The sequence below is a fragment of the Microvirgula sp. AG722 genome, assembly GCF_003269145.1.
Lineage (GTDB): Bacteria > Pseudomonadota > Gammaproteobacteria > Burkholderiales > Aquaspirillaceae > Microvirgula > Microvirgula aerodenitrificans.
Map to the genome: position 1 here is coordinate 1 of NZ_QLTJ01000001.1, position 15,703 is coordinate 15,703.

Sequence of the window (15,703 nt, forward strand, 5' to 3'; positions counted from 1 at the left end):
TCTCAAAAGAACTTCTGAAAGCTCTTCCTTGACTGTGTAAGCCTTGCTTTTCAGCAAGCGCCTACACTTATCGGTTGTCTGTTTTGTTAAAGAGCATTTTTCCGAACCGAATCAGCGACTTGCTGCTTCGTTCGGCGCTGCGTCGTGCAGCGAGGAAGCGAACTATACGTCCGCCCCTCCCTTCCGTCAACACCCGTTTTCCGCTTTTTTGTCACCGATTCGGCAAGTCCTTGAGAGAAAAAGGCTTTGTTTCGGCCTCAACTGCGGTAGTCGGCGTTGATGCGCACGTAGTCATAGGAAAAGTCGCAGGTCCACACCGTCGCCGACGCCTCGCCGCGGTTCAGTTTCACCCGGACGGTGATTTCCGGCTGGTTCATCACCCGCTGGCCGTCTTCTTCCCTGTAGGCCGGATTGCGCCCGCCGCCGGTCGCGACCAGGACGTCGTCCAGATACAGGTCCAGCCGGTCCACATCGAGGTCGTCGATGCCGGCGTAGCCAATGGCCGCCAGCAGCCGGCCCAGGTTCGGGTCGGAGGCGAAGAAGGCAGTCTTGACCAATGGTGAGCGGGCAATGGCATAAGCGACCTGCTTGCATTCGGCCCGGTCGTGACCGCCTTCGACGGTAACGGTCATGAACTTGGTCGCGCCTTCGCCATCACGGGCGATGGCCTGGGCCAGTTCGATGGCCACGTCACGGACTGCATCATGCAGTTCGGCGTAGCCGGCTGCAGAGTCCGCATCAATAGTGGCATTGCCGGCCTGTCCGCTGGCAATCAGCAGGAAGCTGTCATTGGTCGAGGTGTCACCATCGACGGTGACGCAGTTGAACGACTGGTCGGCAACATCGCGCACCATCTGCTGCAGTGCCTGTTGTCCGACATCCGCGTCGGTAGCGATAAAGCCCAGCATGGTGGCCATGTTCGGATGAATCATGCCGGCGCCCTTGGCAATGCCGGTCACGGTCACGGTCTTGCCGTTGACCATGACCTGACGCGAGGTCGCCTTCGGCATGATGTCGGTAGTCATGATCGCCTCGGCGGCATCCAGCCAGTCGGCATGCTGTCGTGTCGGCAGAGCGGCGATGATGCGGTCGGCCGGCAGCGGTTCCAGGATGACGCCAGTGGAGAACGGCAGGACCTGTTCGACATTGACACCCAGTTCCTCGGCCAGCGCCGCGCAGATGGCACGGGCACGCTGGCGGCCATCCTCACCGGTCCCGGCATTGGCATTGCCGGTATTCACGACCAGCGCCCGGATCGGCTGGCCACTGGCCAGGTGCGCTCTGGACAGGATCACCGGCGCGGCACAGAAGCGGTTGCGGGTGAAAACCCCGGCCACCCGGCATGCCGGCGCCAGCTCCAGCACCAGCACGTCTCGTCGCTTTGCCTGTTTGACACCGGCCTCCGCGACCGCAAGGGTCACGCCGGGAACAGGGAAAAGCCGGGAACGGTCTGGTTGCTGCAGATTGACGGGCATGATGGCTCCAAAAGGTCTGACTTACAGAAAAGCGACCCATTGTAGCGTTTATCGGTCATGCGGCCAGCGTTGTTTCGTCATGCAGCCCGCCGGGGACTACTGGTCGGAAAACTCGGCGATCACCGTCAGCAGGTCGTCGCCATAGCGCGCCAGCTTGCTGCCGCCGACGCCGTAGACCTGGCGCAGGCCATCCTCGCTTTGCGGCCGTTGCTCGACCAGCTCGCGCAGGGTGCGATCGGAGAACACCGCGTAGGCCGGGACGTTGTGTTCGTCGGCCATTCGCTTGCGCCAGCTGCGCAGTCCCTGCCACAGCCGTTCTTCGCGTTCGGTGCGCAGCCAGCGCTCGGCGTCCTGGCTGCCGCTGCGCGGGGTCTTCTTGTCTTCCCGCAGCGGGCGCAGCCACACCTGTTCCTGGCCTTTCAGCACCGGCCGGCACTTGTCGGTCAGGCGCAGCGCCTGGTAGTTCATCACGTCGACCTGCAGATAACCCTGTGCCACCAGCTGGCGCACCAGCGAGCGCCAGCCGCGTTGCGACAGTTCCTTGCCGACGCCATAGGTCGACAGGTGCTGGTGGCCACGGCTCATCACGTTCGCCGTTTCGCGCCCGAGCAGGATCTCGATCACATGGTTGGCCGCTGCGCGCTGGCTGACGCGATAGATGCACGACAGCAGCTTCTGCACCTGGGTGGTCATGTCCTGGGTCACAGGCGGATGCAGGCAGTTGTCGCACTTGCCGCACGGCTCGATCTGCTCGCCGAAGTGGGCCAGCAGCAACTGGCGGCGGCAACTGGCGGTTTCGCAGTAGGCCAGCATCGCATCCAGCTTGCCGAGTTCGACGCTGCGGCGGGTTTCGTCGACATCGCCGTCGAAGATCATCTGCTGCAGCTGGACCATATCGCTCAGTCCGTAGCACAGCCAGCTGGTCGCCGGCAGTCCGTCACGGCCGGCGCGGCCGGACTCCTGATAGAAACCTTCCGGGCTTTTCGGCAGGTCGAGATGGGCGACGAAACGGACATCGGGCTTGTCGATGCCCATGCCGAAGGCGATGGTTGCGACCATCACCACATTGTCCTCGCGGATAAAGCGGGTCTGGTGCTGTTCGCGGGTGCGTGCATCGAAGCCGGCGTGATACGGCATGGCGTCGATGCCGTTTTCGCGCAGGAAGGCGGCGGTATCTTCCACCCGCTTGCGCGACAGGCAGTAGACGATGCCGCTCTGCCCGGCGTGCTCCTGCTGGATAAAGCGCAGCAACTGCTGCTTGGCCTGGTGCTTTTCGATGACGTGATAGGTCAGGTTCGGCCGGTCAAAGCTGGACAGGAAGACCCGCGCCTGTTCCAGCCGCAGGTAATGGCGGATCTCCTCGCGGGTATCCGGGTCGGCGGTGGCGGTCAGGGCAACGCGCGGCACGTTCGGAAAGCGATCGGCCAGTACGCCGAGTTCCCGGTATTCCGGACGGAAGTCGTGTCCCCACTGGCTGACGCAATGCGCTTCGTCAATGGCGAACAGGCCGATTTCCATCGACGCGATCCAGTCGAGAAAGCGCGGGCTGAGCAAGCGTTCCGGTGCGACGTACAGCAGTTTCAGCGTGCCGGCACGCGCGGCGCGCGCCACGGTGCGTGCCTGCTCGGCGTCCTGGGTCGAATTGAGGAAGGCCGCGGCGACGCCAAGTTCGGTCAGTGTGGAAACCTGGTCCTGCATCAGTGCGATCAGCGGGCTGATGATGACGGCCAGTCCGCTGCGCATCAGCGCGGGAATCTGGAAGCACAGGGACTTGCCGCCACCGGTCGGCATCAGCACCAGCGCATGCTGTCCTTCGGCAACGTGGCAGACGATGTCGGCCTGCGGGCCGCGGAAATCCGGGTAACCAAATACGTCGCGCAGGATCTGGCTGGCGTGGGAAAGGGTGGTCTGGGGCGTGTTCACCGACCGGATTGTAAGCAAAAGCGCGCACCTTTGCCGTGCCGGTCGATGCACTGGGACCGTCGCTGTGCCAAACTTGCAACCATTCTGTCCTTTTCATCGACTCAGTCATGACTGCTATCCGCCCGCTTATTGTCGCGTCCCTCCTCAGCCTGCTGGCCACCGGCTGCGCCACCCAGTCCGGCAGCACCTCGTCGCCGGGCAAGTCCGGCACGTCCACGGCGGTGCAGGACGCCGAATGGAAAAACCTCGGCGTGACGCCGAACGGCAATGTGATGAACGAGATCGACACGCTGTCGATCCAGCGTCGCGGTTCGCTGGTCACATTCCGCGACCGCAAGACGCTGTTCAATCCGAAGAAGGAAAACCTCGGCGACACGCCGCTGCACAAGCGTTCGATCAATACCTGGCAGATCGACTGCCAGTCGCAGACCTACCGGCTGGTGGCAATGCGCCTGTATGACGACGGGGGTCGCCAGATCGCCAGCTATTCGTATAATGACAAACAGATCAAACCGGCGGCGATCATTCCCAACTCGGCGAGCTATCAGCAAATGCAGTTCGTCTGCGGCAGGAAATAACGCCGACTACTGTCAACGCGCCCGGTCCGCCCCGGGCGTTTTTCATGCAGGTTCAACGGAGGACGCGGTATGGCGGCCATCAAGCGAGTCGTTTTCAATCAGAAGGGCGGCGTCGGCAAATCGACCATCGCCGCCAATCTTGCCGCGGTCGCGGCACATGCCGGACGCCGGGTGCTGGTCATCGACCTCGATCCGCAAGGCAATCTGACTCACTACCTGCTCGGCACCGGGGCCGATACCGTCTCACCGACGCTGTTCGACTGGTTTGACCAGCAACTGAACTTCAGCCTGTTCTCGAAAGAGACGCGCGATTTCCTGCATGCCACGCCGTATCCGGGCCTGACGCTGATGGCGTCGCATCCGGAGCTGGGCGAACTCGCCGGCAAGCTCGAATCCCGCTACAAGATGTACAAGCTGCGCGACCTGCTGGTCGAGCTGGCGGCTGATTTCGACGAGGTCTGGATCGACACGCCGCCGGCGCTGAACTTCTTTACCCGCTCGGCGCTGATCGCTGCCGACCGCTGCCTGATTCCGTTCGACTGCGATGCGTTCGCACGTCAGGCGCTGTACCAGTTGCTCGCCAATGTCGATGAAATCCGTGGCGACCACAATCCGGGGCTGACGGTGGAAGGCATTATCGTCAACCAGTTCCAGCCGCGCGCCACCCTGCCCGGCCGCATGGTCGACGAGTTGCTTGCCGAGGGCCTGCCGGTGCTGGATGTCCGCTTGCAGCATTCGATCCGGGTACGCGAATCACACGAGGCGGCACGGCCGCTGATCCATTTCGATCCGCGTCACAAGCTGACCCAGGCATTTACGTCGCTGTATCAGCAATTGGCTGCGGCACCGGCAGTTCGCTGACGGTACGCACGGCCGGAAAGAAAAACGGGAGCCTGACGGCTCCCGTTTTTTGTTCCGGAGTGCCTTTTACAGGCGGAAGCGGCTGAACGCCTGCTGCATGCTGCCGGCCAGCCCGGTCAGCGTATCGAGCGTCCCCTTGGCCGATTGCAGCGCCTGATCGCTGTCGACGATGCGCAGATTGATGCTCTCGGTGCTCTGCGCCATGGCCAGTGCGGCCTTGTGCTGTTCACCGGTCGACAGCGCGATCGATTCAATCTTGCTCTCGACCTCGCGCATGGTGTCGCTGATGCGGCCGATGCGGTCGCTGGCTTCGCGGGTCAGCGCCACACTCTGGCTGACCGCCCCGCTGGTGACCTGCATATTGCCGGTCGCGCGCGTGGTCTCGCTCATGATGCTGCCGATCATGGCGCTGATCTCGATGGTCGCCTTGCCGGTGCGCTCGGCCAGCTTGCGCACTTCGTCCGCCACCACGGCGAAACCGCGTCCCTGCTCGCCGGCACGCGCCGCCTCGATGGCAGCGTTCAGTGCCAGCAGATTGGTCTGGTCGGCGATGTCGCTGATCACATTGGTGATCTGGCTGATCTGCTGCGAGCGCTGTTCCAGCGACGACAGCAGGGTCGACAGGTCATCGACCGCCGACGAGGTCTTGTCCATATCCGTGGCGATGCGCTCGATATGCAGTGCCCCTTCATGCGACGCGTCACCGGTTTCATGCACCATCGCGTCGGTATCGCGCGCGGCGTCGGCAATCTGCGAGATGCTGACCGACACCTGTTCGATGGTTGCGGCGTTGGCGCTGGATATATCGGCCAGCGCGCGCGAATCCCCCGCCATCTTGTCGAATGCGCCGCCCAGCGATACCACGCCGCCGGCCAGTTGCACCGCATCGTCGCGCAGTTCGCGGAACATGCCGTTCAGACGCTGGATGAACTGGTTGAATGCCTGTGCGGTCTCGGCCACTTCGTCTTCGCCCGGCACGTCGATCTGACGAGTCAGGTCGCCCTCGCCGGCAGCGATTTCGCGCATCGCGTCGCGGACCTGGATCAGGCCACGCAGCAGGCGCTGCAGATAGCCGGTCACAAAACCGGTGCACAGCAGCAGCACCAGCAGCGTGGCGCCGACCATGGCACCGACCAGTTTGAGCAGCGGTCCGGTCAGCACGCTGCGGTCCATCACCATGCCCAGCACCCAGTCGGTCCCGGGCACATCGACCAGTCTGACCAGCGATGGCACGCGTTCGACCGTCATGTCGGTCAGACCCGGCTCGGCCAGCAGGGACTGGATCCGCGCCGCGTCCAGCCCTTCGGCCACTTCGGCGACGTCTTTCAGTTCCATGCCTTCGTGCGGATAGGCAATCAGCTTGCCCTCGCGCGTCATCAGGAAGGCAAAGCCGTCGCCCGGCAGCGCCACGGCACGGACCGATTTGACCAGCTGGCCGATGACGATATCGCCAGCCACCACTTTTTCACTGCCGTCGACCCGGTGCGCGATGCTGACCACCAGTTCCTTGATGTCGGCACTGGCCGGCTTGTACGGCGAGGTCACGATGGTGTCGTTGCCGGCACGGGCGCGCTTGAACCACTCACGGCTGGCCGGATCGTAGTCGGGGCTTGGCTTCTGCTTGCCCGGAATGGAGTAGACCATGTCCTTGCTGGCTCCGTCCCCGACGAACATCTGGGTAAAGCCCCCTGCGGCCGCCAGCGACTGCAGCGACGAGGACACATCCGGCGAGGTAGCGTGGCGCAGGCCGGCTTCGACCACCTGCTTGCGCACGTCGATCCATTCCTCGACGAAGTGACGCTGGCTGACTGCCACCAGCTCTACCTGCTGTTCCAGCCCGGTACGCAGATCGCCGCGCAGTTTGAAGAAGGCGACCAGCGTGACGCTGACCGTCGCGACAACGATGGCAACCGCCACCAGCACGATCAGCTTTGTCTTGATGGATTTCATGATCCTGATGCGACGCAAATTCGATTGGGATCGGGATTATGTCAGATCCTCTCAGCCATTTAGTGATTCATATCGTCGGGAGGAGCTTGTTATGTTCATAACGAATAAATCCATATTTTGTATGGGGTTATTCGTTTTCCGTCAGCGCGTTGGCAATGGCGGTTCCGGCTTCAACCGCACTTTTTCCGGTCCGGCATGCATTTTCCCGGACAGCAGGCTGGCGGCAATGATCAGCCCGCCCCCGATCCATTCCTGCAGGCTCATGCGCTCGGACGCGAGCAGGTAGGCCGACACGGCGGCGAACACCAGTTCGGTCAGCATCAGGGTCATGACCTGGTTCGCCGGCAGCAGGCTGACGCCATGCTGGGACACGATGCTGGTCGCCAGCAGGCAGGCGGCGATCAGCACGATTTCCACGCCGATGACCGGCGTCAGCAGGCGGATTTCCCCCATGCGGCCGGACAGGGTCAGCGTGACGGCGGCAAAGCCGGCCACACCGAGCCAGATGCAGGCCGACTTGACCGGCAGCGCCAGCGATTGTGCGCGCCGCGACAGTACGGTGCCGAGCGAGTAGGCGAAGCCGGCGGTCAGCGCAAACCATTCATAGCGCTCCGACAGCATCGCCGAGCCACTCCACAGGCCCGGCCGGTACAGGGTGATCGCGCAGCCGAGCAGCGACAGGCCGATCACCGCCAGCCCGGCACGGGTCAGCGTTTCCTTCAGGATCAGCCAGGACAGGAAGGCAGTCCACAACGGTGACAGGTAGAACAGCAGCATGACCCGCATCACCTGGCCTTCGGTCACGGCCCAGGTGTAGCCAAGATTGGTCCAGCCGAAGATCACCATCAGGACCAGCAGGCGGAACTCGGGGCGGAAATAGCGCTTGAAGTCGCGCCAGAACAGCGCAATGCCGACCGTGGCGCACAGCAGGTAGACCAGCATCGATGTCATCGACGCCGAGATGCCCTGCTCGGTCAGAAAACGGAACGGATACCACAGCAGCCCCCACACCAGCGCGGTGGTCAGGGTACAGAGGATGGGGAGAATTTTCAGACTGCGCATGACGGTGGGCACCAGCGGTTTTTGGGGGATCGGTGCAGGTCCGACGGAGACGGGAAACGGCCGGGCGCGGCATCGCTCCCCGTTGTGGTGGGGAGACCCCGCTGCGTGCTTCCGTTCGGCATGGTGTGATTTACGGACGGCCTGAGGATTTTCTGCTTGGCGGATGGCAGGGCGGGCTTTTAGTATCCAGTGTTTTGCAGTCGCACAAAATGAATCCGCCGCGATGAATCCTCACCTAGAGCGCCTTGAACCTTACCCGTTCCAGAAGTTGCGCGACCTGTTCGGCGACCTGAGCCCGAATACGGAATATTCTGCCATCAACCTGTCGATAGGCGAACCCAAGCACCCGACACCGGCGGTCATCAAAGAGACACTGGCCGCGGCGCTCGAGTGTCTGGGTGAGTATCCGCCGACGCTTGGCGGCCTGCCGCTGCGCGAAGCCTGTGCCGACTGGCTGGTTCGCCGCTACGGCATTGCCCGCCCCGATCCGGCCAGCCAGGTGCTGCCGGTGCTTGGCAGCCGCGAGGCGCTGTTCTCGTTTGCGCAGGCGGTCATTGCACCGCGCGCCGACGGTCAGCGGCCTGTGGTGATTTCGCCGAACCCGTTCTACCAGATCTATGAAGGCGCGGCGCTGCTGGCCGGTGCCGAGCCCTGCTATGTGAACTGCACGGCTGCCACCGGCTTCGTCCCGGACTGGGACAGCATCCCGGCCGAGGTCTGGGCCCGGACCCAGCTGGTCTTCGCCTGCAGCCCGGGCAACCCGACCGGCGGCGTGATGGGACTGGACGGCTGGCGCAAACTGTTTGCCCTGTCCGACCGCTACGGTTTTGTCATCGCTTCCGACGAGTGCTACTCGGAAATCCATGCCGGCCAGCCGCCGCTGGGCGGGCTGGAAGCCGCAAGCCGGCTGGGCCGTACCGACTTCCGCCGGCTGGTCATGTTTACCAGTCTGTCCAAGCGCTCGAACGCCCCCGGGCTGCGCTCCGGCTTCGTCGCCGGCGACAGCGCCATCCTCAAGAGTTTCCTGCTGTACCGCACCTACCACGGCAGCGCCATGAGCCCGGCAGTGCAACTGGCCAGCCGCGCGGCCTGGAACGACGAGGCGCATGTCGACGACAACCGCGCGCGCTATGCGGAGAAGTTCACTGCCGTCACGCCGATCATCAGTCGCGTGCTCGACACGCGCCGGCCCGATGCCGGCTTCTACCTGTGGGCAAAAGTGCCCGGTGGCAGCGACACGGCTTTCGCCCGCGAGCTGTATGCGCGCTACCACGTCACCGTGCTGCCGGGCTCGTTCCTGGCCCGCCACGCGCACGGCATCAATCCCGGCGCCGGCTATGTCCGCATTGCGCTGGTTGCGCCGCTCGATGCCTGCGTCGAGGCAGCATGGCGCATCGTCGATTGCGTGCATACTGCCACTAATTGAATTTTCGACCCCTTTTGCCATCCGATTGAAAAGGCCTGCCCCATGAATCCGAATCAAGCCCTGATCGAAGAAGCGTTTGAACGCCGCGCCGACATCTCCCCCGCTACCGTCACTGCCGAAGTGAAAGCCGCCGTCGACGCGGTCATCGCCGAACTGGATGCCGGCACGCTGCGCGTGGCAGAGAAGCTCGACGGCGAGTGGATCACCCATCAATGGCTGAAGAAGGCGGTGCTGCTGTCGTTCCGCATCCGCGACAACGCCGTGTCCGACGATGGCGTGAACCGCTTCTTCGACAAGGTCGATACCAAGTTTGCCGACTGGGATGCGGCACGCTTCCAGGCTGCCGGTTTCCGCGTGGTACCGGGTGCGGTCGCGCGCAAGGGCTCGTTCATCGCCCGCAATACCGTGCTGATGCCGAGCTATGTGAATATCGGCGCCTATGTCGACGAAGGCACCATGGTTGATACCTGGGCCACGGTCGGCAGCTGCGCGCAGATCGGCAAGAACGTTCACCTGTCCGGCGGTGTCGGCATCGGCGGCGTACTCGAACCGCTGCAGGCCAATCCGACCATCATCGGCGACAACTGCTTTATCGGCGCCCGCTCGGAAATCGTCGAGGGCGTGATCGTCGAAGAAGGTTCGGTCATCTCGATGGGGGTGTATATCGGCCAGAGCACCAAGATCTATGATCGCGAAACCGGCGAAGTCAGCTATGGCCGCGTGCCGGCCGGCTCGGTGGTGGTGTCGGGCAACCTGCCGTCGGCCGATGGCAAGTACAGCCTGTACTGCGCCGTGATCGTGAAGAAGGTCGATGCCAAGACCCGTGCCAAGACCAGCATCAACGAGCTGCTGCGCGGGATCTGAGCCCGGCCGCGACAGCAATATGACAATGCCGCGCCCCTGATCAGGGGCGCGGCATTTTTTGTGTGAACGCGGTCAGGTGGGGCGACCGCCACGCTACGGGGCGTCAGTGCGCCGGCGCCACCGCCCCCATCCACGGCGTGCCCAGCACCCGCGAGCGGAACCAGCCGATCGCCATCACCACCACGGTCAGCAGCGCGGTGCCGAATACCTCGATCCGGTGCTCCGGACGAATCAGCATCATCACCAGCACACCGCAGATGAACAGGATCACGCCCCAGGTCAGCCACGGATAGCACCACATGCGCAGCGTCAGCGGCTTGCCGCGCGCCAGCAGTTGCTTGCGCATCCGCAGTTGCGACACGGCAATGACCAGGTAGACCAGCAGCGCAATCGCGCCCGAGGTCGCCAGCAGGAAGGCGAACACTTCTTCCGGTACCAGGTAGTTGGCGATCACGGCGCCAAAGCCGACCACCATCGAGCCGATCACGGCCATTTGCGGCGTGCCATTGGCGGCGGTGCGCTTGAAAATGGTGAACGCGTCACGACGCACCGACAGCGAGTACAGCATGCGCGATGCGGTATACAGCGCCGAGTTCAGGCAACTGGCAACCGACACCAGCACGATGACGTCGACGATGGCCTTGGCGTTCGGGATGCCGACCAGTTCCAGCGTGCGCTGGTAGGAGCCGACCAGCGGCAGTTGCGGATCGTTCCAGGCCACCAGCGCGATGACGATGAAGATCGAACCGAAGTAGAACAGGCTGATTCGCCAGATGACCGAGCGGGTGGCGCGGACGATCTGCTTTTCCGGGTCTTTCGACTCGGCGGCGGCAATGGTGACGATTTCGGTACCGAGGAAGGTGAACATGCTGGTCAGCATGGCACCGATCACCGCGCCGAAGCCGTTGGGCATGAAACCGCCGCTGTCGAACAGCCGCGACACGCCGCTGACGCCGCTGCCGGGAATGAAGCCGAAGATGGCGGCCGCGCCGAGCGCCAGGAAGGCGACGATGGCGATCACCTTGATCAGGGCGAACCAGAACTCGAACTCGCCGTAATTCTTGACGCTGAACAGATTGGTCAGGGTCAGCAGGAAGGTGATGGCCAGGGCGAACGACCACATCGGCACACCTTCGAACCACGCATGCAGGATGGTGGCGGCGGCATTGGCCTCGAGCGGAATGACCAGCACCCAGAACCACCAGTACAGCCAGCCGATGATATAGCCGGCCCAGTGGCCGATGGCGCGGTCGGCATAGGTGGAGAACGAGCCGGTATCGGGATCGGCCACCGCCATTTCCCCGAGCATGCGCATGACCAGCACGACCAGCAGCCCGGCGAAGGCATAGGCGAGGATGACGGCGGGACCGGCTTCGGCGATGGCGTGACCGGAGCCGACGAACAGACCGGCGCCAATCACGCCGGCAATGGACAACATGGTGACGTGACGCGGCTTGAGCCCGTGGCTCAGCCCGGCGGAAGTGGACATGGCGGATTTTCCTCTTTCTCTGCGCCGCCACCCTGCGGCGGGGCGCGCTTTGTATGGTCCGCGGCGACTCGTCGACGCGCGGCTTTACTTTTTTCTTGCTTTTTTATGCAAATGAACTAATTGCACTTAAGCTCAGTTTAAGCAGCAATTGGCTGTAGAATGAGAGCCAATCCTGTTTTTTTGCTGGAGCCAATCCGGCAGCAAGTCCTTGTCACCATGACCAAACGCCCCAAGCCCGCCAGCACGCGCAGCCCGTCGATGCTGGTCGACCTGATCCAGCTTCGCTTCCTGCCGGGCAGTGCCGAGTCGGACAATCAGCAACTTTATCGCCTGCTGCGCGACGCCATTCTCGGTGAGGAATTGCCACATGGCCTGCGCCTGCCGTCATCGCGACAGCTGGCGGCCGAACTGGGCATTGCCCGCAATACCGTGATCCATGTTTACGAGCGACTGGCCGCCGAAGGCTATGTCAGCGCGGGCGTCGGCCGCGGCACCTTCGTGTCGGATACCCGGCCCGACCGCATTCCGCACCCGGCCGCGACGCGGGAAACCGCACCGGTCCCCGCCTCCCGTCATGCATCCGGCGTGTCGCAGCGCGGCGCGGCACTGATGGCCCGGGCCGGCGCCGGCGAGCGCCAGTGGGGTGCTTTCATGCCGGGGGTACCGGAAGTGCGGGCGTTCCCGGCCCGGACCTGGATGCGGCTGCAGAACCGGCACTGGCGCCGGCCGCCACCGGACCTGCTCAGTTATGGTGTCGGCCTGGGTTATCCACCGCTGCGCGCCGCACTGGCCGACTATCTGCGCTCATCACGCGGCGTTCTCTGCGATCCGGAGCAGATCGTCATTACCAGCGGTACCCATACCGCCTTGCAGCTGATCGGCCTGATGCTGTGTGATCCCGGCGCCCGCGCCTGGGTCGAGGACCCCGGTTACTGGGGCGTGCACAGCGTCTGGCGCGCCAACGGTATCGAGACCGTGCCGGTGCCGGTCGACGACGAGGGGCTGGATGTCGACCGCGGCGAGGGCCGGCCGCGCCTGGTCTTCGTGTCCCCGTCCCACCAGTACCCGCTCGGCTCGGTCATGAGTCTGGCGCGCCGGCGCCAGTTGCTGGCCTACGCCAGCCATCATGGCGCCTGGATCGTCGAGGACGACTACGACAGCGAGTTCCGCTATGGCCGCCCGCCGCTGCCCTCGCTGCAGGGCCTCGATACCGACGGGCGGGTGCTGTACCTTGGCACCTTCTCGAAGGTGATGTTTCCGGGACTTCGGCTGTCATACATGGTGGTGCCGGCCCCGCTGGTCGATGCTTTCCGCGTTGGCCTGTCCGAGGTCTATCGCGGCGGTCAGTCGCTGACCCAGGCGGTACTGGCCGACTTTATCGTCGACGGCCATTTCGTGTCGCATATCCGCCGCATGCGCAATCTGTATGCGGCACGGCGCGAGGCGCTGCTGTCGGCCATCGCAACCGGCTTTGGCGATTCGCTGCCGATCCATGACGGATCGGCCGGCCTGCATCTGGTGCTCGGCCTGCCCGGCCGGGACGACCGGGCCATCGCCCGGGATGCGCTCGGACACGGCATCATCACCCGGGCACTGAGCCGCTATTACCGCGCGCCGGCCAGCAGCGCCTCCGGCCTGCTGCTCGGCTATTCCCATGTCGACGAGGACGAGATCAGTCGCCATTTCGCCACGCTGGCAGGCTGCATTGCCGATGCGCCGGGCTGAATCGCTCAGACTTCACTAAGATGGAATGGGCATAGTCGGTTGACACCTGTTCCGTCATTTCTCTTGCATTTAGTCCTAACACGAACTAAATTCCCGCCATGCACTCCCGAGTGCCACTGGAAGTCCACGCATGACCGCCACACCCGCACACCGTTTCCTCCCCGTGATTCGCGAGCTCGCCCGCACCTACCAGGTGTTCGAGCAGCTGTCCGGCAACCATATCCGCGAACTGGGACTGACGCCGCCGCAATTCGACGTCATTGCCACGCTCGGCAACACCAGCGGCATGAGCTGCAAGCTGCTGAGCGAGAAAACCCTGATCACCAAGGGCACGCTGACCGGCGTGGTCGACCGGCTGATCGACAAGGGGCTGGTCAGCCGTCGCATACCGGACGAGGACCGCCGCAGCGTGTTCATTGCGCTGACAGCGGAAGGCGAAGCGCTGTTTGCCCGGGTGTTCCCGGCTCATCTCGACCATATGCAAAAGCTGTTCGATACCTTCAGCGAGACGGAGCTCGAGCAGATCCAGCACATGCTGGCCCGCCTGCGCACCGGCCTCGATACCGCACGGAAAACCGCATCATGAATACGTCCCCCCGCTACCACGGCCTGTCCATTGCCCTGCACTGGCTGATGGCACTGCTGATTATCGGCGCGATCGGCGTCGGCCTGTCGATGGGCGAAATGTCGCTGTCGCCGCTGAAGATCAAGCTGATCAACTGGCACAAGTGGGTCGGCATCACCGTGCTCGGCCTGGCTGCCGTGCGCCTGCTGTGGCGGATGTACGCCCGGCCGCCGGCACTGCCGGCCACGCTGCCGGCCTGGCAGACCGGCGCCGCGCATGCGATGCACCTGCTGCTGTATGTACTGATGTTTGCCATCCCGCTGTCGGGCTGGGCGATGAGTGCCGCCAAGGGCTTCCCGGTGGTCTATCTCGGCCTGTTCCCGCTGCCGGACCTGGTGGCACCGGACGAAGCGCTGGGCGACACCCTGGCCGATGTCCATTCCGCACTCAGCTATGGCCTGATCGCGCTGCTGGTCGCCCATGTCGCCGCCGCCCTGAAGCATCACCTGATCGATCGGGACGACATCCTGTCGCGCATGCTGCCGGCCTGTCGTCGTCCCCGCTGACCCTCTCTGGAGAACCCCATGCGCCGTACCCTGTTACCGCTTGTCGTCGCCGTCGCGCTGGTCGCCCCGCTGACCCAGGCGCAAGCCCCGGTCAGCAACAAGAGCCGCATCGGCTTTGTGTTCAAGCAGTTCAATGTGCCGGTCGAAGGCCAGTTCAGCGCCTTCAAGGGCGATATCACTTTCGACCCGGCCAGACCCGAGGCCGGCCATGTCGACCTGACGCTCGACATCAACAGCCTGCATCTGCCAAGCAAGGAAGCGACCGGCGAAGCCCGCAAGAAGGAATGGTTCAACGCCGCCGGCTTCCCGACCGCGCGCTTCGTCTCCACCCAGATCAAGTCGCTGGGTGGTGGCCGCTACCAGGCTGACGGCAAGCTGACCATCAAGGGCATCACCCGCGACGCGTCGGCGCCGCTGACGCTGCGCGAGGAAGGCCCGCTGCGCATTGCCGACGGCGCGCTGACCATCCGCCGGCTCGATTTCAATATCGGCGAAGGATCCTGGCGCGACACCGACACGGTGGCCAATGACGTCCAGATCAAGTTCCGCGTCGCCCTGCCCAAGTAAAACCCGTTCATCCCAGGAGAAAACCACATGAAAAAACTGCTGATCGCTTCCGCCCTGAGCGCACTGGCCGCCTCGGCCTTCGCCGCCCCGGTCACCTACGCCATCGACCCGACCCACACCTATGCCACGTATGAAGTCAGCCACATGGGCTTCTCGACCCAGCGCGGCACCTTCGCCAAGACTGACGGCAAGGTCGTGCTCGATGCCAAGACCAGGAAGGGTGAAGTGGACATCACCATCGACAGCAGCTCGCTGCAGACGCTGAACGCCAAGCGCGACGAACACCTGAAGGGCCCGGATTTCTTCAATGCCGAGAAATTCCCGTCCATCACCTTCAAGTCGACCAGCCTGCAGTTCAGCGGTGACAAGCTGACGGCGGTCAAGGGCAACCTGACCCTGCTCGGCGTGACCAGGCCGGTGACGCTGAAAGTGACCCGCTTCCATCATGGCAAGCACCCGATGATCGGCAAGGACACCTATGGCGCCGACGCCGAAACGGTCATCAAGCGCAGCGAATTCGGCATGAAGACCTATGTGCCGGCCATCAGCGACGACGTCAAGCTGGTGGTTTCCATCGAAGCCATCGACGCCCAGTAAGCGCTGATCCGCAGGCCCGGCGCGCCACCGCGCGCCGGGCCTGCGGTCGCGGCAG

The 15,703-nt window shown here is 63.8% G+C and carries 14 protein-coding genes; 9 read left to right on the forward strand and 5 right to left on the reverse strand.

The window, feature by feature from the left end:
* Positions 1 to 257 precede the first annotated feature (257 nt).
* Together argJ and recQ are read right to left on the reverse strand one after the other, a co-directional pair.
* A complete protein-coding gene (gene argJ, locus DFO50_RS00005; protein WP_112691876.1) occupies positions 258 to 1,475 on the reverse strand; it encodes a bifunctional glutamate N-acetyltransferase/amino-acid acetyltransferase ArgJ in 1,218 nt (405 codons plus the stop codon).
* 96 nt (positions 1,476 to 1,571) lie between these two features.
* Positions 1,572 to 3,398 carry a DNA helicase RecQ gene (recQ, locus tag DFO50_RS00010; protein ID WP_028497854.1) on the reverse strand — a complete coding sequence of 609 codons (1,827 nt, stop codon included), beginning with the start codon at positions 3,396 to 3,398 and terminating at the stop codon, positions 1,572 to 1,574.
* Between the two features lie 107 nt (positions 3,399 to 3,505).
* Here recQ and DFO50_RS00015 point away from each other — a divergent pair, with 107 nt between their 5' ends.
* The gene (locus tag DFO50_RS00015; RefSeq protein ID WP_036385045.1) at positions 3,506 to 3,976 is read left to right on the forward strand and encodes a surface-adhesin E family protein; all 471 of its coding nucleotides are present in this window, start codon (positions 3,506 to 3,508) and stop codon (positions 3,974 to 3,976) included.
* A 78-nt stretch (positions 3,977 to 4,054) separates the two neighbouring features.
* A complete protein-coding gene (locus DFO50_RS00020; protein ID WP_028497856.1) occupies positions 4,055 to 4,837 on the forward strand; it encodes a ParA family protein in 783 nt (260 codons plus the stop codon).
* Positions 4,838 to 4,903: 66 nt separating this feature from the next.
* On the opposite strand, the gene DFO50_RS00025 is transcribed toward DFO50_RS00020, so the two are convergent.
* The gene (locus tag DFO50_RS00025; protein ID WP_051528616.1) at positions 4,904 to 6,787 is read right to left on the reverse strand and encodes a methyl-accepting chemotaxis protein; all 1,884 of its coding nucleotides are present in this window, start codon (positions 6,785 to 6,787) and stop codon (positions 4,904 to 4,906) included.
* A gap of 141 nt (positions 6,788 to 6,928) precedes the next feature.
* Complete coding sequence (locus DFO50_RS00030) at positions 6,929 to 7,849, reverse strand: DMT family transporter (RefSeq protein WP_051528617.1); 921 nt, start codon at positions 7,847 to 7,849, stop codon at positions 6,929 to 6,931.
* Positions 7,850 to 8,072: 223 nt separating this feature from the next.
* On the opposite strand from DFO50_RS00030, the gene dapC reads away from it, so the two are divergent.
* Both dapC and dapD read left to right on the forward strand, forming a co-directional pair.
* Complete coding sequence (gene dapC, locus DFO50_RS00035) at positions 8,073 to 9,275, forward strand: succinyldiaminopimelate transaminase (protein ID WP_112691877.1); 1,203 nt, start codon at positions 8,073 to 8,075, stop codon at positions 9,273 to 9,275.
* 42 nt (positions 9,276 to 9,317) lie between these two features.
* A complete protein-coding gene (gene dapD, locus DFO50_RS00040) occupies positions 9,318 to 10,139 on the forward strand; it encodes a 2,3,4,5-tetrahydropyridine-2,6-dicarboxylate N-succinyltransferase (RefSeq protein WP_028497858.1) in 822 nt (273 codons plus the stop codon).
* Between the two features lie 103 nt (positions 10,140 to 10,242).
* On the opposite strand, the gene gabP is transcribed toward dapD, so the two are convergent.
* Positions 10,243 to 11,628, reverse strand: a complete 1,386-nt coding sequence (gene gabP / locus DFO50_RS00045; protein WP_107888708.1) for a GABA permease — start codon at positions 11,626 to 11,628, stop codon at positions 10,243 to 10,245.
* Between the two features lie 216 nt (positions 11,629 to 11,844).
* On the opposite strand from gabP, the gene DFO50_RS00050 reads away from it, so the two are divergent.
* The 5 genes from DFO50_RS00050 (at position 11,845) to DFO50_RS00070 (ending at position 15,648) form a co-directional block, all read left to right on the forward strand.
* Positions 11,845 to 13,353 (forward strand): PLP-dependent aminotransferase family protein, encoded by a 1,509-nt coding sequence (locus DFO50_RS00050; protein ID WP_107888709.1) that lies wholly within the window; start codon positions 11,845 to 11,847, stop codon positions 13,351 to 13,353.
* 130 nt (positions 13,354 to 13,483) lie between these two features.
* The gene (locus DFO50_RS00055) at positions 13,484 to 13,939 is read left to right on the forward strand and encodes a MarR family winged helix-turn-helix transcriptional regulator (RefSeq protein WP_107888710.1); all 456 of its coding nucleotides are present in this window, start codon (positions 13,484 to 13,486) and stop codon (positions 13,937 to 13,939) included.
* Positions 13,936 to 14,484, forward strand: a complete 549-nt coding sequence (locus DFO50_RS00060) for a cytochrome b (RefSeq protein WP_107888711.1) — start codon at positions 13,936 to 13,938, stop codon at positions 14,482 to 14,484. Before DFO50_RS00055 ends, DFO50_RS00060 begins: the two co-directional genes overlap by 4 nt.
* Positions 14,485 to 14,502: 18 nt before the next feature.
* Positions 14,503 to 15,051: a YceI family protein gene (locus DFO50_RS00065; protein WP_107888712.1), complete on the forward strand. Its 549-nt coding sequence runs from the start codon at positions 14,503 to 14,505 to the stop codon at positions 15,049 to 15,051.
* Between the two features lie 27 nt (positions 15,052 to 15,078).
* Positions 15,079 to 15,648, forward strand: a complete 570-nt coding sequence (locus tag DFO50_RS00070) for a YceI family protein (protein WP_107888713.1) — start codon at positions 15,079 to 15,081, stop codon at positions 15,646 to 15,648.
* Positions 15,649 to 15,703: the final 55 nt, after the last annotated feature.

Bases quoted from the DNA above. Each gene is read 5' to 3' on its own strand.
- argJ (WP_112691876.1), bottom strand. From the start codon at position 1,475: ATGCCCGTCAATCTGCAGCAACCAGACCGTTCCCGGCTTTTCCCTGTT.
- DFO50_RS00015 (WP_036385045.1), top strand. From the start codon at position 3,506: ATGACTGCTATCCGCCCGCTTATTGTCGCGTCCCTCCTCAGCCTGCTG.
- DFO50_RS00025 (WP_051528616.1), bottom strand. From the start codon at position 6,787: ATGAAATCCATCAAGACAAAGCTGATCGTGCTGGTGGCGGTTGCCATC.
- DFO50_RS00030 (WP_051528617.1), bottom strand. From the start codon at position 7,849: ATGCGCAGTCTGAAAATTCTCCCCATCCTCTGTACCCTGACCACCGCG.
- dapC (WP_112691877.1), top strand. From the start codon at position 8,073: ATGAATCCTCACCTAGAGCGCCTTGAACCTTACCCGTTCCAGAAGTTG.
- dapD (WP_028497858.1), top strand. From the start codon at position 9,318: ATGAATCCGAATCAAGCCCTGATCGAAGAAGCGTTTGAACGCCGCGCC.
- gabP (WP_107888708.1), bottom strand. From the start codon at position 11,628: ATGTCCACTTCCGCCGGGCTGAGCCACGGGCTCAAGCCGCGTCACGTC.
- DFO50_RS00050 (WP_107888709.1), top strand. From the start codon at position 11,845: ATGACCAAACGCCCCAAGCCCGCCAGCACGCGCAGCCCGTCGATGCTG.
- DFO50_RS00055 (WP_107888710.1), top strand. From the start codon at position 13,484: ATGACCGCCACACCCGCACACCGTTTCCTCCCCGTGATTCGCGAGCTC.
- DFO50_RS00060 (WP_107888711.1), top strand. From the start codon at position 13,936: ATGAATACGTCCCCCCGCTACCACGGCCTGTCCATTGCCCTGCACTGG.
- DFO50_RS00065 (WP_107888712.1), top strand. From the start codon at position 14,503: ATGCGCCGTACCCTGTTACCGCTTGTCGTCGCCGTCGCGCTGGTCGCC.
- DFO50_RS00070 (WP_107888713.1), top strand. From the start codon at position 15,079: ATGAAAAAACTGCTGATCGCTTCCGCCCTGAGCGCACTGGCCGCCTCG.